The sequence below is a fragment of the Bradyrhizobium sp. LMG 9283 genome, from assembly GCF_045571415.1.
GTDB lineage: Bacteria > Pseudomonadota > Alphaproteobacteria > Rhizobiales > Xanthobacteraceae > Bradyrhizobium.
This window is the reverse complement of record NZ_CP120691.1, coordinates 8306310-8323641: the sequence shown is the minus strand read 5'-3', so window position 1 is coordinate 8323641 and position 17332 is coordinate 8306310. Positions and strand designations below refer to the sequence as shown.

Annotated in this window: 18 protein-coding genes and 1 tRNA gene; 12 read left to right on the top strand and 7 right to left on the bottom strand. The window is 63.0% G+C overall.

Annotation, left to right across the window (positions count from 1 at the left end; translation table 11 throughout):
* Nucleotides 1-57 precede the first annotated feature (57 nt).
* The 4 genes from P6U29_RS38730 (at nt 58) to P6U29_RS38715 (ending at nt 2027) form a co-directional block, all read left to right on the top strand.
* Nucleotides 58-525, top strand: coding sequence for a low molecular weight phosphatase family protein (locus tag P6U29_RS38730; RefSeq protein WP_407115351.1), 468 nt, complete (start codon nt 58-60; stop codon nt 523-525).
* A 282-nt stretch (nt 526-807) separates the two neighbouring features.
* Nucleotides 808-1437 (top strand): Maf-like protein, encoded by a 630-nt coding sequence (locus P6U29_RS38725; RefSeq protein WP_122405928.1) that lies wholly within the window; start codon nt 808-810, stop codon nt 1435-1437.
* 145 nt (nt 1438-1582) lie between these two features.
* On the top strand, nt 1583-1765 hold the full coding sequence (yacG, locus tag P6U29_RS38720) for a DNA gyrase inhibitor YacG (RefSeq protein WP_407119550.1): 183 nt from the start codon (nt 1583-1585) through the stop codon (nt 1763-1765).
* A gap of 186 nt (nt 1766-1951) precedes the next feature.
* Nucleotides 1952-2027, top strand: a tRNA-Phe gene (locus tag P6U29_RS38715).
* A gap of 299 nt (nt 2028-2326) precedes the next feature.
* Here P6U29_RS38715 and P6U29_RS38710 read toward each other — a convergent pair.
* From P6U29_RS38710 to P6U29_RS38680, 7 genes are all read right to left on the bottom strand, one after another.
* Nucleotides 2327-2497, bottom strand: a complete 171-nt coding sequence (locus P6U29_RS38710) for a hypothetical protein (RefSeq protein ID WP_212372168.1) — start codon at nt 2495-2497, stop codon at nt 2327-2329.
* A complete protein-coding gene (locus P6U29_RS38705) occupies nt 2494-3894 on the bottom strand; it encodes an amidase (protein ID WP_407115350.1) in 1401 nt (466 codons plus the stop codon). The genes P6U29_RS38710 and P6U29_RS38705 overlap by 4 nt, the downstream gene beginning before the upstream one ends.
* 31 nt (nt 3895-3925) lie before the next feature.
* Nucleotides 3926-5275, bottom strand: a complete 1350-nt coding sequence (locus tag P6U29_RS38700; RefSeq protein WP_407115349.1) for a TRAP transporter large permease subunit — start codon at nt 5273-5275, stop codon at nt 3926-3928.
* Nucleotides 5272-5874, bottom strand: coding sequence for a TRAP transporter small permease subunit (locus tag P6U29_RS38695; protein ID WP_407115348.1), 603 nt, complete (start codon nt 5872-5874; stop codon nt 5272-5274). The genes P6U29_RS38700 and P6U29_RS38695 overlap by 4 nt, the downstream gene beginning before the upstream one ends.
* A 110-nt stretch (nt 5875-5984) precedes the next feature.
* A complete protein-coding gene (locus P6U29_RS38690) occupies nt 5985-7112 on the bottom strand; it encodes a TRAP transporter substrate-binding protein (RefSeq protein ID WP_407115347.1) in 1128 nt (375 codons plus the stop codon).
* A 499-nt stretch (nt 7113-7611) separates the two neighbouring features.
* A complete protein-coding gene (locus tag P6U29_RS38685; RefSeq protein WP_407115346.1) occupies nt 7612-8031 on the bottom strand; it encodes a CBS domain-containing protein in 420 nt (139 codons plus the stop codon).
* 114 nt (nt 8032-8145) lie between these two features.
* Nucleotides 8146-8616: an aminoacyl-tRNA deacylase gene (locus P6U29_RS38680; protein WP_407115345.1), complete on the bottom strand. Its 471-nt coding sequence runs from the start codon at nt 8614-8616 to the stop codon at nt 8146-8148.
* 463 nt (nt 8617-9079) lie between these two features.
* Here P6U29_RS38680 and P6U29_RS38675 point away from each other — a divergent pair, with 463 nt between their 5' ends.
* The 8 genes from P6U29_RS38675 (at nt 9080) to P6U29_RS38640 (ending at nt 17300) form a co-directional block, all read left to right on the top strand.
* A complete protein-coding gene (locus P6U29_RS38675) occupies nt 9080-9712 on the top strand; it encodes a DUF1326 domain-containing protein (protein ID WP_407115344.1) in 633 nt (210 codons plus the stop codon).
* A gap of 135 nt (nt 9713-9847) precedes the next feature.
* Nucleotides 9848-10555, top strand: coding sequence for a DUF2182 domain-containing protein (locus P6U29_RS38670; RefSeq protein WP_407115343.1), 708 nt, complete (start codon nt 9848-9850; stop codon nt 10553-10555).
* Between the two features lie 285 nt (nt 10556-10840).
* Nucleotides 10841-13477 (top strand): EAL domain-containing protein, encoded by a 2637-nt coding sequence (locus P6U29_RS38665; protein ID WP_407115342.1) that lies wholly within the window; start codon nt 10841-10843, stop codon nt 13475-13477.
* A 299-nt stretch (nt 13478-13776) separates the two neighbouring features.
* A complete protein-coding gene (locus P6U29_RS38660) occupies nt 13777-14025 on the top strand; it encodes a hypothetical protein (protein WP_407115341.1) in 249 nt (82 codons plus the stop codon).
* A 181-nt stretch (nt 14026-14206) separates the two neighbouring features.
* Nucleotides 14207-14464: a hypothetical protein gene (locus P6U29_RS38655; protein WP_407115340.1), complete on the top strand. Its 258-nt coding sequence runs from the start codon at nt 14207-14209 to the stop codon at nt 14462-14464.
* Nucleotides 14465-14617: 153 nt separating this feature from the next.
* Nucleotides 14618-15292, top strand: a complete 675-nt coding sequence (locus tag P6U29_RS38650; RefSeq protein WP_407115339.1) for an FABP family protein — start codon at nt 14618-14620, stop codon at nt 15290-15292.
* A gap of 19 nt (nt 15293-15311) precedes the next feature.
* Nucleotides 15312-16019 carry a RibD family protein gene (locus tag P6U29_RS38645; protein WP_407115338.1) on the top strand — a complete coding sequence of 236 codons (708 nt, stop codon included), beginning with the start codon at nt 15312-15314 and terminating at the stop codon, nt 16017-16019.
* Nucleotides 16020-16028: 9 nt separating this feature from the next.
* Nucleotides 16029-17300, top strand: a complete 1272-nt coding sequence (locus tag P6U29_RS38640; RefSeq protein ID WP_407115337.1) for a flavin monoamine oxidase family protein — start codon at nt 16029-16031, stop codon at nt 17298-17300.
* Nucleotides 17301-17332: the final 32 nt, after the last annotated feature.

Below are 17332 nucleotides of genomic sequence, written 5' to 3'. Positions count from 1 at the left end.
AAAAATGGGAACCGGTTTTCGGATCGGATCATGCGCCAAAACAAAAGAGCGTAAGCGATGGCTGCGCCCGCACGCGCGCGCGATCCGCAATCGGTGCTGTTCGCCTGTGCGATGAACAGCGTGCGCTCGCCGATGGCCGAGAGCCTGTTGCAGCACATGTTTCCGCAGGGCCTCTATGTGAAGTCGGCCGGCACCAGGAAGGGCGAGCTCGATCCATTTGCAGTGGCCGTGATGGCCGAGCTTGGCCAGGACATCTCGGCTCACAAGCCGCAGACCTTCGAGGAGCTGGAGGACTGGGAGGGGCTGAATTTCGACCTCATCATCACGCTCTCGCCCGAGGCGCATCACAAGGCGCTGGAGCTGACGCGAACGCTCGCGGCCGATGTCGAGTACTGGCCGACGCAGGATCCTACCACCATCGAAGGCAGCCGCGACCAGAAGCTCGCGGCCTATCGCGAGGTCTGCGACCAGCTCCTGATGCGCATCCGGCGGCGCTTTGCCAAGGCGGGCGCGGCTTCGGGCTGATCTCGTGCCCCGGACGCGGCGCAGCGTGCAACGATGCGCTGCAGAGCCGGGGCCCATCTCACCGCAAGCCAAGCTCCTGGGTCCCGGCTCAGCGTCGCAGCATTCATGCCCGCCGCGTCCGGGACACGGGACCGGCGTAACACCCGCGTCACAGAGCGTAGGCACATGCGTGCTGAGGAAGCCTCGAATCACCTAACCTCCGGGTTCCCGGGTTGTGAAATCAGCCCCCTTCCGATAGGTTCCGCGCGCAATTCACCCCTGCCTCATTCCCCAAATCACCTGATGCTCGGCCGCCCCAAATTCGTACTTGCCTCCGGTTCGCCGCGTCGGCTGTCGCTGCTCAATCAGGCCGGCATCGAGCCGGACGCGCTCCGGCCAGCCGACGTCGACGAGACGCCGAGGCGGGGTGAGCTGCCGCGCGCCTGCGCCAATCGGCTCGCGAGGGCAAAGGCCGATGCAGCACTCAAATCGGTGCAGCTCGACGACGAGTTGCGCGGCGCCTTCATCCTCGCCGCCGACACCGTGGTGGCGGTCGGCCGCCGCATCCTGCCCAAGGCCAATCTGGTCGACGAGGCCGCGCAGTGCCTGCGGCTGCTGTCGGGCCGCAACCATCGCGTCTACACCGCGATCTGCCTCGTCACGCCGCGCGAAGCCTTCCGCCAGCGCCTGGTCGAGACCCGCGTGCGCTTCAAGCGTCTCTCGGAGGACGACATCCAGGCCTATATCGGCTCCGGTGAATGGCGCGGCAAAGCCGGCGGCTATGCCGTGCAAGGCATCGCCGGGTCCTTCGTGGTCAAGATGGTGGGGTCCTACACCAACGTCGTCGGCCTGCCGCTCTACGAGACCGCGACGCTGCTCGGCGGCGAAGGCTTTCCGATCCGTTTCGGCTGGCTCAACGCCACCGCAGTGTGAGCCGACAGGCCGCGATCCAACAAAAATCGCGAAAACAACCCCATGCACAGTAGAATGGCCTGAAGGCGCGCATGCGCCGCCGCCCGAGGAACTCGTTCGCCGACAGGCGCTTGAACCCCTTCACCCCGTGCAAGCTGCCGACATCATGGACGACCAAGTCAAAAAGCCCGCCAGCCCCCTCAAAGCCTGCCCGATCTGCGGCAAGCCGCAATCGGAAGCCACCCGTCCGTTCTGCTCGTCGCGCTGCCGCGACGTCGATCTGAACCGCTGGCTGAAAGGCTCCTACGTCATCCACGGCCGCGACGACGAAGTGGATGACGTCGAATAAATAAATAATATCAAGTATTTATGGAGATGTTCGATCCGCCGCGCGCCAGCCGCGGCAAGCCCGTTCTCCCTTGTGCACAGGCGGGCTGTCCCCGGCGAAGTCTCTTGGCGAAGCCGGGTGGACAGGCCGCCCCGAGCCCACTATAAACCGCCCGCTCGATGGGCTTTGGCCCCTCTCTTGGAGCACGCCCAGGTAGCTCAGTTGGTAGAGCATGCGACTGAAAATCGCAGTGTCGGTGGTTCGATTCCGCCCCTGGGCACCATTCTACGCTTGAGCACGATTTTGTACGATTGCGTTCGCTAGATGATCGCCGCCAAGGCGCTCGCGGATTTCTCTCCGTAGTAGAGCTCCGTACTTTCAAATCCAGATTAGCAACCACCGATTCTAACGATATCGGCGCAGGCTCCTGCTGCCGGCTCGAGATCGCGCCGACGATTGGACGGGCTTCGCGAGCTACGGAGCTGCGCCGGAGGAGTGCATTGAGAGGTAGCCGCTTTCGGAGGGGCGGCAAGTGGAAGCGGCGGGGGAACACGCGCGCCACGTCGAAGCGCGCATCATCAGTCAGCGAAGCACGCCGTTCGTCCGTAGCGAATGCACGAAATCGATCACCGCCAGAATCATCACGCCAACAACAATGACGATGAGCGGGATGGCCTTGATCCAAACCACCAGGATTCCAAGAAATGTCATCACAAGCGCGAGGCCGATGATTCCGGTGATCAGATTGGTCATCGCACTTTCCTTTTCTCCGCACCGGGGCTCGATTGCGACCCAGCGCTCGGGGCTTTGCGCCGACCGCCACGACGAGTGTGCCCGACATTCTTGACGAGCCAGTGCGCCGTGCGCAAGAGGCGGGCATCGTTTCCGCGACGGCCGACAAGCTGAACGCCCAGCGGAAGGCCGGTTTCGGAACTCATCAATGGCAGGCTGATAGCGGGCACACCGAGATAGGTCCAGGTCGTGCAGAAAATCGGGGTGCCGGTCGTCTCAATTCCGGGCGCCTCGCCTGGCGCGGCGGGCGTCAGGACGGCGTCGTATTCGTCGAAAACATGGTCCAGACCCTGGTTGAGCGGTGTAATCCCGGCCAGGGCGTTACAATAATCCACCGCGAGATGCGTGCGGCCGCGCTCGATCGCCTGCCGCAGCCGAGTGCTGAGCTTGTCGCCGCCTCGTTGGTAGTCACGCCGCAGATTGTGCGCCATATCAACTTCCATGATGATGCGGTGCATATCGACGACCTTATCGAAGCTTGGACCAAGCTCGACTTCGCTCGAAGCCTCGCCCAAAGCCCCGACAAGCTCAGCAAAGGCTTCACGTGTCACCGGCTCGGCCTGATCCCAGACCGCAGAGCGCACAAAGGCAAAGCGCGGTGGCAACGGCGGCTCGCTCGCCGCTACCGCAGAGAATGGCGGACGCGCAACAGGCCGCGTGTCCAGATCCTCCTGATCGAACCCGACCAATACCTCGGCCAGCAGCGCCACGTCCTCGACGCTGCGCCCGAACACGCCGACATGATCGAGTGTGCGCGACAATTCGAGCGCGCCACTGCGCGGAATGAGGCCGTGCGTGGGCTTGAAGCCGACCACGCCGCAGAAGGCGGCAGGACGAATTACCGAGCCGTTGGTCTGCGAGCCGATGGCACCTGGCACCATGAGCGCCGCAACGGCCGCGGCGGAGCCCGAGGACGATCCGCCGGGCGTGTGATCCCGGTTGTGCGGATTCCGGGTCTTGCCCGGATTGTAATACGCGTACTCGGTGGTCACCGTCTTGCCGAGGATCACAGCTCCTGCCGCGCGCAGACGCGCCACGGCCGCCGCATCGCGTCGCGGCGTGCGTCCGGCCCAAAGACTTGATCCGAATTCCGTCGGCATGTCGCCGGTGTCGAAGATATCCTTGATGCCGACCGGCACGCCGTGCAGCGGCCCCGTCGCCTTGCCTTGCTTGCGATGATCGTCGGCGGCCAAGGCCTGCCGCATCGCGTGCTCGCGATCGAGGAACGCCCAGGCCTCGATCTCGCGATCGACCTCGTCGATGCGCTTGAGGCAATCGGCGACAAGCTCCACCGAGCTGAAGCGGCCGTCGCGAATGCCGGCCGCGGCTTCAGTGAGGCTCAGCGCGGCAAGACTCATGCGCAACCTTTCAGCAGTTTACCGGGCCCGCTCATCTCGATCCATAGAGATAGCCGGGCAACCACAATGCGATGTCCGGGAAGATATAGACCAGTGCCATGGTGAGGAAGACGAGGCCAACAAAGGGAAGGGCGCCGGAGAAGATGTCGGTTAGCTTCACCTGCGGCGGTGCCACGCCCTTCAGATAGAAGGCGGCCATTGCGACTGGCGGCGTATTGAACGCGGTCTGCGTGTTCAGTGCCACCAGGATGCCGAAGAAGATCGGATCGATGCCGTACTGCGGAAGCAGCGGCAGGAAGATCGGCACAAAGATGATGATGATCTCGGTCCATTCCAGCGGCCAGCCGAGCAGAAAGATGATCACCTGGGTCAACAGCAGGAACTGGACCGGCGAAAGGTTCAGCGAGGTGAAGAACTGCTCGACCACCGCCTGTCCGCCAAGGACGGCAAAAACCGCGGAAAACGTCCAGGATCCGATGAACAGGTAGCAGACCATGGCTGTGGCGCGCACGGTCAGATACACCGATTCGCGGATCATCTCGTAATTGAGCGAACGATAGGCGGCAGCCAGAACGATGCTCATGAGGGCGCCTACTGCGGCCGCCTCCGAAGGCGTCGCCAGGCCAAACAGGATCGCGCCGAGCACCGAAACGATGAGCAACGCAAGCGGCAGGAATGACGTGACAAGCGCCCAGACCACCTTGGAGATCGGCACGTCGGTCTGCTCGGGCGGCAGCTTCGGTGCGAGCGCGGGATTGATGATCGCGCGGGTCATCGCATAGAGGACGTAGAAGCCAGCCAGCATGAACCCCGGAAAGAACGCGGCCGCATAAAGCTTGACCGCCGAAACGCCGGCGGTCGCCGCATAGACGATCAGGAGAATGCTCGGCGGAATCAGGATGCCGAGGCAGCCACCGGCGCAGACCACGCCTGCCGACAGCTTGGTGTCGTAGCCGGCTCGCAACATCGCGGGCAAGGCCAGCAGGCCCATCAGCGTGACAACGGCGCCGACAATGCCGGTGGCGGTCGCGAACATCGCGCAGGTGATCAGCGTGGCCACCGCAAGCGCGCCCGGCACGTTCTTCATCGACAACTGCAGCGAGTAGAACAGGCGGTCGAGAATGTTGGCGCGCTCGATCAAATAGCCCATGAACAGGAACAGCGGAACCGCGACCAGAACGTCGCTGGATGTGACCTCGAACGTCTTCTGCACCAGCAGCGTGAAGATGCGATTCTGGAAGAAGTCCTGACCGGGGGTGTAGTAGGCATAGTAGCCGAACGAGACGCCCATCGCCATCAGCGTGAAGGCTATCGGGAAGCCGAGCATGATGATGAAGATGAAGAGGCCCAACATCAGCATGCCGAGTTGAGGATCGGTCATGCGCCTGGTCCCTTCTCGCGCTGCGGCTCAACCGCCTGCTGCTGATGCTCGCGGATGACGAGGCTCTCGGTTTCTTCCACGTCGTGCAGGCGTTGCGGCCATCGGCCGGTGCGGATGCACAGCACACAGCGAATGATTTCAGCGAACCCTTGCAGAAACAGAAGAAAGCCGGTGAGCGGGATCAGCGCTTTCAGCGGAAACACCGGCACGCCAGCCGGACTGAAGATGCTGACCTCGCGGAAGCGCACCGACATCTGGGCGTAGTTCCAGCCCGAATACATCAGCGCCGCGATCGCCGGTAGGAAGAACAGAATATACAGGACGAGGTCCATCGTCGCCTGGGTGCGCGGCGACCAGAGGCGGTAGACTACATCTGCGCGCACATGGCCGTTGCGTGAGAGGGTATATGCGCCGGCCATCAGGAACATCGCGCCATAGGTGATGTAGCTGATGTCGAAAGCCCAAGTGGTCGGCGCACGCAGCACGTAGCGCACGAACACCTCGTAGCTGACACCCAGCGTAAGAACAAGAATCAGCCAAGCGAACGCCTTGCCGATCCAGGCGCTGAGCGCATCAATGAAGAAGAGAAATTTCGTCATGCGAGCTGAACTCGCCGCGAGCAGCACATCCGGATGTCCCCCTCCCATTCGTGGGCGGCGCTTCAGTTGCGCCGCCCGTCATCATACAGCGTCAGCGATGCCCCAAGACGTCAGACCTTGAGCACGCCCGGGAAGTGATGCTCGAAGGCACCGCGGTAGTCCGTCGCGTTGTACATGTTGTAGTAAACCACGCGGCGCACCCATTCCTTCTGCGAGTCCATCACCTTCTTCATGAATGGATCCGAACCGAGCTGGGCGATCAGACCGTCCCATGCCTTGATCTGCGCGTCGAACACCGACTTCGGTGTCCGCAGGACGTTGACCTTGTCCTTTTTGATCAGCTCCTGCAGGTCCTTGGAGTAGTAGTCCATGCCTTTCCATTCGTTGGCGGAGGAAGCAGCTTCGGCGGCGTATTGCAGGATCGCCTGCTGTTCTTTCGGCAGACCGTTGAACTTCGTCCGGTTGAACATGATCTCGAAGTATTCGGTCGCCTGATGGTGGCTACCCATCATGTAGTTCTTGGCGACATCCTGCGCGCCGAAGCGCCGGTCCGAGGTCGGATTGTTGAACTCGAACCCATCGATCACGCCGCGCTCCATCGCGGGTACGATCTCGCCGCCGGGAAGCTGCGCGACGGATGCACCCATCGCCTGGAAGAGATCGGCGGCAAGTCCCACCGTGCGATACTTCAAGCCCTTAAGATCAGCGTCGCTGGTGATGGGCTTCTTGAACCAGCCGAGCGGCTGGGTCGGCATCGGCATGGCGAAGAAGCTCTTAATGTTGACGTTCATGATTTTGGTTTGTAGTTCCTCGAACAGCTCCTTGCCGCCGCCGTTGTGGATCCAGCCGAGGCCTTCGTTGGCGTTGAAGCCGAATACGGGGCCTGTTCCGAACAGCGATGCTGCTTTGTGCTTGCCGTACCAGTAGACGGTCACCGTGTGCGCCGCATCGAGCTGGCCGCCATGCACGCCGTCGAATACCTGGAATGGATGCACGACCGAGCCGCCGACCAGATAGTCTATGCGCAGCCGGCCCCCGGCCATATCGTTGACTCGCTTCACATAATCTTCCGCCATCTCGTTGAAGACATCGGCCTTGCCCCACGAGCCCTGCATCCTCATGGTCACCGTCTGCGCCCGGCTGACTTGCGGCATGGCGATGGTAGCAGCGCCGGTCGCGCCGGCGGCCAGCAGGAATTTGCGACGAGTTGATCTGGTCTTTTCAGACTTTGCAGTCATGGACGTCCTCCCTAGCGGCCTTGTTGTTCGAACGCGCTTCGGTGCGCTTTTCGTTGATAACCGCTGGAGGTGTGCCGCATTCCAGCGACTTTGATCACAGTTTGGACGCATTGCCGTCATTCGACAAGCCGCCCGATGTCGCATCTTAGTCTTAGGCGATCCCATTCGGGCTCTGAGCAGCCGGATATTCACGCGTCCGTCGCGGCGCAGCAAAGATGCAGGCGGACTTCTGCCATTGGGGCGGCGTCCAGCTGCCCGACGAGTTGCTGCAGGATTGAGCGGCGCGCTGACCCGTCAGATACGGAGTGCAACAACGAACCTGAAGGAGTTCTGTGGCTGCCCAACTGTATCTACGGGAATCGACGCAGTGCGAACGCTCGCCGCCGAGTGCGGTGATCCGAACTGCGGTGACAGTGCGCTCATGCACGCTCGCGAGAACTCCGCGGCCGCGGGGGCTGCGAGCGATCCGGCGAAGCTTCGGAATCGAGCCGATGTTACCTCAATGGTGGGCCGACACGCTCTTGACGCATTGCGTCAGCAGATCAGGGGTGGCGGATTGGCTGATATCACCGAGACTGATCATGCCGACCATCCGCTTGCTCTTGTTGATCACGGGTAGCCTGCGGATTTTCAGCGTCTCCATGTGGTGCACGGCTTTCGCCAGATCGTCGTCTTCCCGGCAGCAATGGATGCCTTCGGTCATCACGTCCCGCGCTGTCATGCGCGCGGCATTGAAGTCCTTGCGCGCCAGCCCTTTGCAGACGATGTCGCGGTCGGTCACCATCCCGATCAAATGGTCGTCTTCGCCGATCGGAATGCAGCCGATGTCGTGCCCTTGCATCAACTTCGCGATCTCGGTGATCGGGGTGTCGGGGCTGACCCAATCGACGCCCTTGTGCATCACGTCCTTGACTTTCATGGAGGACCTCCGTTGCGAACGCAGCCCCCGCGAGTTTGACTATACAACGAACCGGGCGCGACCGCACGCGTCGCGGCGACGGCGTGCCGGGAATCTTCCCGCTGTCATGCCGCGTCAGTCGTGCGCACTGAAGCGTCCATGCGGTGCACTGGCCGTCAGGCGCGCGAACTGCGCCTGGGTGAGCTGAAGCAGCGTCTCGTGATCGCCGGCTTCGATATAGACCTGAGGCTGGGCGCGGATGCTGTCGTCGACGACGAGATCGAGCCCGTAGCACCGGCCGACCGCCGGAACGGCTCCCTGCGCGCAGTCCGCGAACAGCCGGTTGATCTCAGTCTCGTTGGCCATCACAAGATCTTCGCCGAGCCTCTCCTTCAAGTCCGGCAGGTTGAGATGGTGCGATGCCGGCAAGACCGCGAGCATATAGCCGCCGTCGTGCCGCAGCACGACGGCCTTGGCGAGGTGATCGCCCGAGATGTGGCAAGCCTGCGCCGTGCGCGCGGATGACATTGTGAGGGTGTGCGGGATCTCGGCATACTCGATGTTCTCGGCAGCCAGATATCGGTGCAATGTGGGGGCAATGGTCATGGCGTAGCCTTTCGGATGGATGTGCGAGCCATCCACCGTGAGGCTGCCCCCGCCGCACGATGGGCGGCCGCGTGATTGCCGGGCTTCAGCATAGGCCTTGCCTTCGAACGCCGCAATCAGAGCGTTTTTCCAGCAAAATGGCCCCGTTTGCTGGACGAATTGTATTTATATCTCAAATGGATAGGAGTTCGCAGCTTTGTTTGAATGGGGCGCCATGTCCCTGAGGTCGGACATCCCCGGGATGTGGCTGCGCCTGAGCCACTACCGCCGTTCGCTATACGTGCCCGGCTGTCGCTGATATGATGCCGGGACGGTAAACGGCAGCTCGCCACCATACTTTTCTGCGATGCCGGTCTTCTGATCGGATTCGATCCCGCTCGCGCCTTTTCGCATTGCCTCGACAAGAACGCTGAACAAATTCGTCAACGGCTGCTGTGTCCCCGCTCACATTGGGAGATGTGCCATGGCTGCATCGGACTGGCGTCTCGAAGGCGAATGGATGAAGAATTGCAATTGCGCGTTTGGCTGCCCCTGCGATTTCAATGCTCTACCGACCCACGGCTATTGCAAGGGCATGGTCGGCATGCGGATCACGAAGGGGCATTTTGAAGGCGTCAAGCTCGACGGCCTCTGTTTTGCGGTCGTGGTGGATTTCCCCGGTGCACTGCATCAAGGCAACGGCACGATGCAGCCCATCGTGGACCAGCGGGCCACGCCGGAGCAGCAACAGGCGTTGTTCAACATTCTGTCGGGCAAGCATTCGGCCGAGGGCACGCTGTTCCACATCTTCAGCCTGATCGTGACGACCATTCGCGATCCGATTTTCGTGCCGTTCGAATTTTCCTTCGACAAGAATGGCCGTATCGCAAAACTCGTCGCCGGCGATGTACTCGAGACCCAGGTGGAGCCGATCAAGAATCCCGTGACCGGCGCTCCCCATCGCGTTCAGGTGGTCATGCCCGAGGGCTTCGAGCACAGGGCTGCCGAGGTCGCGTCCGCCAATATCCGCTCGAGCGGTGCGATCTCGTTCGAGACCCAGGGCACGCACAGCTCGCTCGCCAATGTCGTGCAGACGCCCGAGGGCGTTGCGGCGTGATGCGGCGCTGACACCGAGACGACATCCCGGTGTCAGCTCCTCATCGCCATCCTGGACACGTCGATGCAGGGGCACCTGATGTTGGAACAGCTGCTCCACCGCGACCGGCTGATCGTCGCGATCGGGACCGCCGCAGTGGTGGCGCTCGCCTGGGCCTATCTCGCCGCGGGCGCCGGCATGGATACCGAGATGATGGCTGACATGCCGGACATGGCGCCGATGCCATGGACGCCGCTCTATGCAGTGCTGCTGTTCGTGATGTGGTGGGTGATGATGATCGCGATGATGGCGCCGAGCGCGGCGCCCACCGTTCTCTTGTATGCGACCGTCAAGCGCAAGCAGGAGACTGCCTCCCCCGCCGCGATCGATAGCTGGATCTTTCTCGCCGGCTATCTCGTGACGTGGGCCGGGTTCAGTCTCGCTGCGGCTCTGGTGCAAGGAGCGTTCGAACGCTTCGGGTTGCTGTCGATGGCGATGGCAAGCACCAGCGCGATGCTGGGCGGTGGTGTTCTGATTGCCGCAGGGCTTTATCAGTTCACGCCGCTCAAACAGGCCTGCTTGCGCTACTGCGAGAATCCGCTGTTGTTTCTCAGCAGGCATTGGCGGCCTGGCACGCGAGGGGCGTTCCGCATGGGGCTGCGCCACGGCAGTTACTGCGTGGGCTGCTGTTGGTTTCTGATGATATTGCTGTTCGTCGGTGGCGTGATGAACCTGTTCTGGATCATCGCGATCGCGCTCTATGTCGCCGCGGAGAAGCTGCTGCCGTTCGGCCGAAGATTGAGCTATGCGGCAGGCGGGATCCTCATCCTGTCCGGCGCGATCGTTCTTGTGCGCGGGGTGTGAGGCCGCGTAACCGCGGCGGCTACTGAGATACCGCCATCCAATATGCCAATCCCGGTTGCTCGAGAAACGGCTGACCTCCGTGATCATACGGGGTCGATAGTCGAAGAACTGAGCTTTGTCCCAACCGAAACTTAAGGCTGTCCCGCCTAGCTTCGGCGCCATGGACAAGCCCGCGTCCCGTTTTCCGCCCCTGGCCGTCCCGATGCAATCGAGGCGGAGACGGGCGGTGCCGTTTTCGGCGAGGAGCACTGTTCTGCCCCTGTGGCTGACACGGGAATGGGCACGATGATGCTCGCGAGATCAATCCGCAAGGCAGCGCTGACGATTCTGCGCAATGCCCCCCTGCAGATTGCATTATTCTTCCTGCCCCTCGTCTGGATCGGTTATTTCGCGATCACCTCGTCGGAGCGCGCGGATGCCGTCCAGCAGGCGCGGTCGCACGGCGACAGCGTCGCCGAACTGTTCGAGGAGAACACCGAGCGCATCTTCGAGCGCGTCGATCAGGCGCTGCTGGTGGTGCGCGCACTCTACGCCCAGGACCCGGCGACATTCAGCATGAAGTTCTGGTCCGACAAGACCCGCATTGCGACGGGCGACGTGCTTCAGTTCTCCCTGATCGGGCTGGACGGCTACATGCTCGATACGACCGCGGGCTATTCCGGTCCGCCGCTCTATCTCGGCGATCGCGAGCACTTCATTGAGGTCATGGCGCAAGCCGATGATCGTCTCTACGTGGCGAAGCCGGTGGTGGGGCGGGTGTCGCACCAATGGACCATCCAGCTCGCAAGAAAGGTGTTCGATCTCGCCAGGAATCCGGCGGGCGTGGTCGTCGGCTCGCTTAGTGTCGACGTTGTCGGCAGATTCTACGAGAACGCAAAGCTCGGCGCAGGAGGAACGCTGATGCTGAGAAATGCGAACCATGTCGTGCTTGCCGCGCGCGGCGTGGACCAAAACACCGTCCTGGGACGGCGGGCGCCGAACCGGGTCGAAGGGGAGCTGCGGGACCGCTTCTATGCGCAATACTGGAACGAGAACCGCCCGAACCGCAGTGACCGGCTGATCACCGCGCGCAAGTCGCGCGTATTTCCGCTCATCTTCACCGTCGGCATTTCGGAGCAGGAGATTTATTCCCGCGCCGCTTTGAGGCAGAAGGTCTATCTCGGCGGCGTGCTGCTGCTCACGTTCATCATCCTGGCCGCGACCACATTCCATTGGTGGCGGCAGCAGGCGCTGGATCGTGCCCACCGTGAGCTGCGCGATTTTGCCAGCAAGTTCGAGGATGCGCTCCGCAACCTTCCGCAGGGCTTGAGCATGTTCGACGGCCGCGATCGCCTGATCGCGTTCAACCGGCAATGGCTCGAACTCTATGGGCTGGTGCCTGAGGATATCCGGATCGGCATGGATTTCCGGGATGTATTCGCAAAACAGACCGCCGTGCTCGACGTCGAGGCCTACCTCGTCGATTTGAAGAACCGGCTCGCCCAATCGGAGCAGATCTCGAATACCGTGCAGTTTCCGGATGGGCGGGTCGTCTACATCTCCTACGGCCGGCGGGAGGGTGGCGGCTGGGTTGCTACCCATGAGGACATCACCGAACGCAAGGCGTCGGCGGATCGCATCGAGCGGCTGGCGCATTATGATAGCCTGACCGGCCTTGCCAATCGCAACCTGTTCAAGGAGCGCCTCGACGAGGCGCTGGTTCGCTCGCGCCGGCTGGAGCCCGCGTTCGCGGTACTCCTGCTGGATCTCGACAAGTTCAAGACGGTCAATGATGCGCTCGGCCATCAATGCGGCGACGCGTTGCTGAAGCAGGTTGCCGACCGGATCAAGTCGCAAATTCGCGACGCCGATACGGCGGCGCGAATCGGTGGCGACGAGTTTGCCGTGATCGTGGCACCAAGCCGGGCCGCGATGTGCGACGCCGCTGCGGGCCTGGCGGCGCGGCTGGTCCAGGCCATTGCCGAGCCCTATCACATCGATGGCCATCCCGTCGTGATCGGCTGTAGCATTGGCCTTGCGCTCGTGCCCGAGCACGGCACGCGGGTCGACGAGATACTTCGCAATGCCGATCTTGCACTCTACAGGTCGAAGAATGCCGGCCGAAGCTGCTTCCACGTCTATTCAGCGGAGCTCAAGGCCGAAGCGGATCAGCGCAACGTGCTCGAGATCGAGCTGCGCGAAGCGATCTGGCGCGAGGAGATCGAGGTATTTTATCAGCCCGTGGTCGAGCTCGGCACCGGTCGGGTCAAATCGGTCGAGGCCCTGGCGCGCTGGCATCACGGCACCAGGGGCTACATTCCTCCGGCGGAGTTCATTGCGGTTGCCGAGGCGGGGGGACTGATCGTCGAACTCGGCAATCAGGTGCTCGCCAGGGCATGTCGCGATGCGACGAGCATGCCGGCCGACGTCAAGGTCGCTGTCAACCTCTCCGCCCTGCAATTTGCCTGCACCAATCTCGTCGACACCGTGACGTTTGCGTTGGCGCAGAGCGGTCTTCCGCAAACCCGGCTCGAGCTCGAGATCACCGAGAGCGTATTTCTCGCCGACACCGAGGAGAACCTCAAGACGCTCCAACGCCTCAAGGCGCTCGGCGTCTCGATTGCCCTCGATGATTTCGGTGTCGGTTACTCCTCATTGTCCTATCTGACGGCGTTTCCGTTCGATAAGGTCAAGATCGACAAGTCGTTCATCGACAGGATCGATCGCAGCGAGACCGTCGCCGTGCTGAAGTCCATCGTGCAGCTCGCCAAGACGTTGAAGCTGTCGATCCTCGCAGAGGGGGTCGAGTCCTCCGAACAGGTCAGACGGCTCCAGTCACTCGGCATCCCGCTCGGCCAGGGATTTCACTTCGGCAAGCCCGTGCCGCTCGCCGGCCTGTCCTGGCGAGGCCCCACCGCGCGCCGGAAACGCCGGGCGGCGTGAGCTGAATGACTTCGGCGTTTGTCATCATGGCGCGCCACTGCAGCCCTTGCGTCCAAGAGAAGGAAGCTGAGCAGGTGATCTTCCTTCGTCTAAATTATCTCGCATTATTAATAGCTTGGACGATAAGACCTCGGTCGGCCCCCCGGGCATGGGCGGCTTCCGCCGAGAGCGGAAACACCGCGCCGCGCGGAGCTAATTCCTAAGCCAGATCGCGGCCCGCCATTTCCTGGCACTCTGCTTGCTCAGTCAGGGCTCAAGCCAGGCCTCGGCGGAGAGGCCGTTTCAGGTTGAGGCAAGCGATGCAGGAAATGTCCCGTTCTGGTGCTGCCGATGAACTCCGGCTCGACGCGTTGATCGCGGATTTGTGGTGGCGCGTTCGGCTGATTAACACCGATATTCTCGAGGAAGAGGCTCGCGCCGGGGTGTTCGACGTGCACCAGCCGACCTATCCGCTTCTCGCGCTCAATCTTCGCGCCCGACGCGACAACCTGGTCGCGACCATCGGGATGCTCGAGCAGCGTGCACGATCAACGTCGGAAGCGGCTTGAGAGCAGTCTCCGGTTGCGCCGGGATCGTCGGCGACTTCGCGGGCCCTTGCCAGGTTTATGTGGCGCCGGACAGGCAGCGTGGCTGTTTGGTTGCAAGAACTTGCGCTTCAACTCACGTGCGAACGTGATATCCTCGTCCTGGGGATGGAGTGGACCGTCCTCACATTTGGAAGGATGGGCCATGATGTTGTTGTCACGCTTCGCTGCCGGTGGCTGCCAGTCGAGCTTCAAGTCGGGCGACAAGCCGTTGGTCAGCTGCAACGTGTCAGGCGGTGTATATTCGGCAACGTGCCGCAACATCGGCAACTACAAGAGCTATGACGAGTGCAAGGAAGCCGGGCGCATCACCGGCTGGAGGTCGGGCGAGACCTCGGCGTATTGCAGCAGCGTTGGCCGCGGGCTGGCGTTGAAGAGGCCGCGGAGCGCGGCCGAAACGTGACGAATCGCGATGGTCATTGCGTGACCTCTCTCTGCGCCCGGTGACCGTCTGCGTATAGCGCCTAAGTCCATTCGCAATTGTGAGACTTGAGCGCGAGCCGCAGACGCGCCTCCGTGCTATGGCTGCTCCTCGTAGTTTTGCGCGAGGGCCTCCATGCTTCCCATTCCCGCCGATATCTTCACCGAGCCCGAGGACGTCTCGCCCGACGGACTTGCCAATCTCGGCCCGCTTCGCCGTCTCGCCGGCGTCTGGCAGGCGGACAAGGGCATCGACATCAATCCAAAGGCGGAAGGGCCGGAGCGGCGGACGTTCATCGAGCGCATCCGCATGGATCCTATCGATCCGCAGGCCAACGGGCCGCAGCTGCTGTACGGGCTGCGCTATCACATCCACATCAACACGCCCGAGGAAGACATTACGTTCCACGACCAGGTCGGCTACTGGCTGTGGGAGCCGGCGACCGGGCTGATCATGCAGACGCTGGCGATCCCGCGCGGACAGGTGCTGCTGGCCTCGGGCCAGGCCCAGCCTGATGACAGGACGATCTCGGTCACGGCCAAGCGCGGCGACACCGGATACGGGATCTGCTCGACCGATTTTCTGGAACAGGCCTTCCGCACCGATGCGTACCGCTGCGACATCACCTTCAACGACGACGGCAGCTGGACCTATCTGATCCAGACCGAGTTGTTCGTGCGCGGCGCGCCGTTCAATCATCACGACACCAACACGCTCCAGCTCGTCGCGCCGCCAAAGCTCAATCCGCTGGCGGTGATCGTGAACGATCGCGCCAAGGGGAATGCAGGTGGCGATGGATCGGCGGCCTGAGCGCTGTCCGGAGGATTGCATGAAACCGTATGTCATCTGCCTGATGCACTCCAGCCTCGACGGCCGCACACATCCCAGTCGCTGGCGTCCGAAGGGCGCAGGCACGGATTGGTTCGAGAAGATCCACGACGAGCTCGGCGGCGATGCCTGGGTGATCGGCCGCGTCACCGGGTCGGAGTTCGCCAAGGGCAAGTCCTATCCCGCGGCGGGCGCGAAATTTCCACGCGAGAACTGGTTTGCGCGGCGCGATGCGAAGACCTATGGTGTCGTGCTCGATGCGCAAGGCAAGATCGGCTGGGGGCGCGCGGACATCGGCGGCGATCCGATCGTCGTCGTGCTGACCGAGAACGTCCCGGATTCGCATCTCGCTGGCCTCCGCGGCGAGGGCGTGTCCTACATCTTTGCCGGCAAATCCGAGATCGACCTGGCCCTGACGCTGGACATCCTCGCCCGCGAGCTCGGCGTGAAACGTCTGCTGGTCGAGGGCGGCGGTGTCGCCAACGGCGCGTTCCTGCGCGCCGGCCTCATCGACGAATTCGATCTGATCCTCAGCCCCGCGATCGACGGTGCAAAGGGCGCCCCCTTCGTGTTCGATTCAACGGAGGCGGACAGCGAGCGGCGCGCGCCGATCGCCGCGATGACGCTGGAGAGCACGCGCCAACTCGGCGGCGGCGTCCTGCTGCTGCGATATCTGATCGAGAACGATCCGCATGCCGCGAGCCGGTAAGGCGCGGCCATGTCCGATACATCCGAGCACATCGTCATCGTCGGCGCTGGCGCGGCGGGCCTGATGGCGGCGCGCGAGCTGGCGCGTGCCGGCCGCAAGGTGACGATCCTGGAGGCGCGCCAGCGCTGTGGCGGTCGCATTCATCCGCTGCCGGCCTCGGAGTTCGGCTATCCCGCCGATGGCGGCGCTGAGTTCGTTCATGGCGAGGCGCCGGTCACGCGCGCACTCCTGCGCGAGGCCGGGCTATCGCTTCAGGAGATCGAAGGCGAGCAGTGGAGTTTTGACGGGACGAAGCTCTCCCGCGAGGAGCGCCTCGATCCGCATGAGGCCGAGCTTCAAGCGGTGCTGCGGGACTTGAAGGACGACCTCACGGTCGCCGACCTCCTGCGCCGGCATTTTTCCGGGGACGACTACGCGCCGATGCGCCATTCGATCGAACGGATGGTCGAGGGTTATGACGCGGCCGATCCTGAGCGCGCGTCCACGCTGGCGCTGCGCGCGGAATGGATGGATGGCGGACACGCTCCGCAGGCGCGCATCAATGGCGGATACGGCGCGATGATCGACGTGCTGGCCGCCGACTGCCGCAGGCACGGCGTGACTATCCGCCTCGGCTGCGTCGTGTCGGCCATTGCGGAGGAGGGCGGCGCGGTGGCCGTTCGCAGCACCGGCGGTGATGTGCATGCCTGCGATCGCGTGATCCTCACCGTGCCGCTGCCGCTGCTGCGCGAGATCGCGCTGCCGCCGGGGGCGCGGGCGAAGCTTGCTGCTGCCGACGACATCGGCTTTGGCAATGTCATCAAGATCCTGCTGCGCTTCGCACGGCCATGGTGGCGCGAGCGCAAGGAAGACCTTACGGACATGACCTTCCTGCTGTCGGATGAGGCGATCCCGGTATGGTGGACGCAATATCCGAGTCAGCACGCCGTGCTCACGGGCTGGTTCGGTGGTCCGCGCACGACGGAGCTGGAAAGCCTCGATCCCCAAGGACTGATCGATGCCGGGCTCGCCTCGCTCGCCGCCGTCTTCGTCCTGCCGCGCGATGACATCGCGCGCCAGCTGGTGGCGGGGGCTGCGACCAACTGGGCGCATGATCGCTTCGCGCGCGGCGCCTATTCGTGGGCGACGCCGCGGACGCGGGAGGCACAAGCGATCCTCTCGCGTGCAGACGGGCGGGTGCTGTTTTCCGGCGAAGCACTCTATTGCGGCCGCGACATGGGCACGGTCGAGGCGGCACTCGCGAGTGGCCTTGTGACGGCGCGGACGATCTTGCAGGGATAACAAAAGAGGCCCGCATCTCTGCGGGCCGCTTG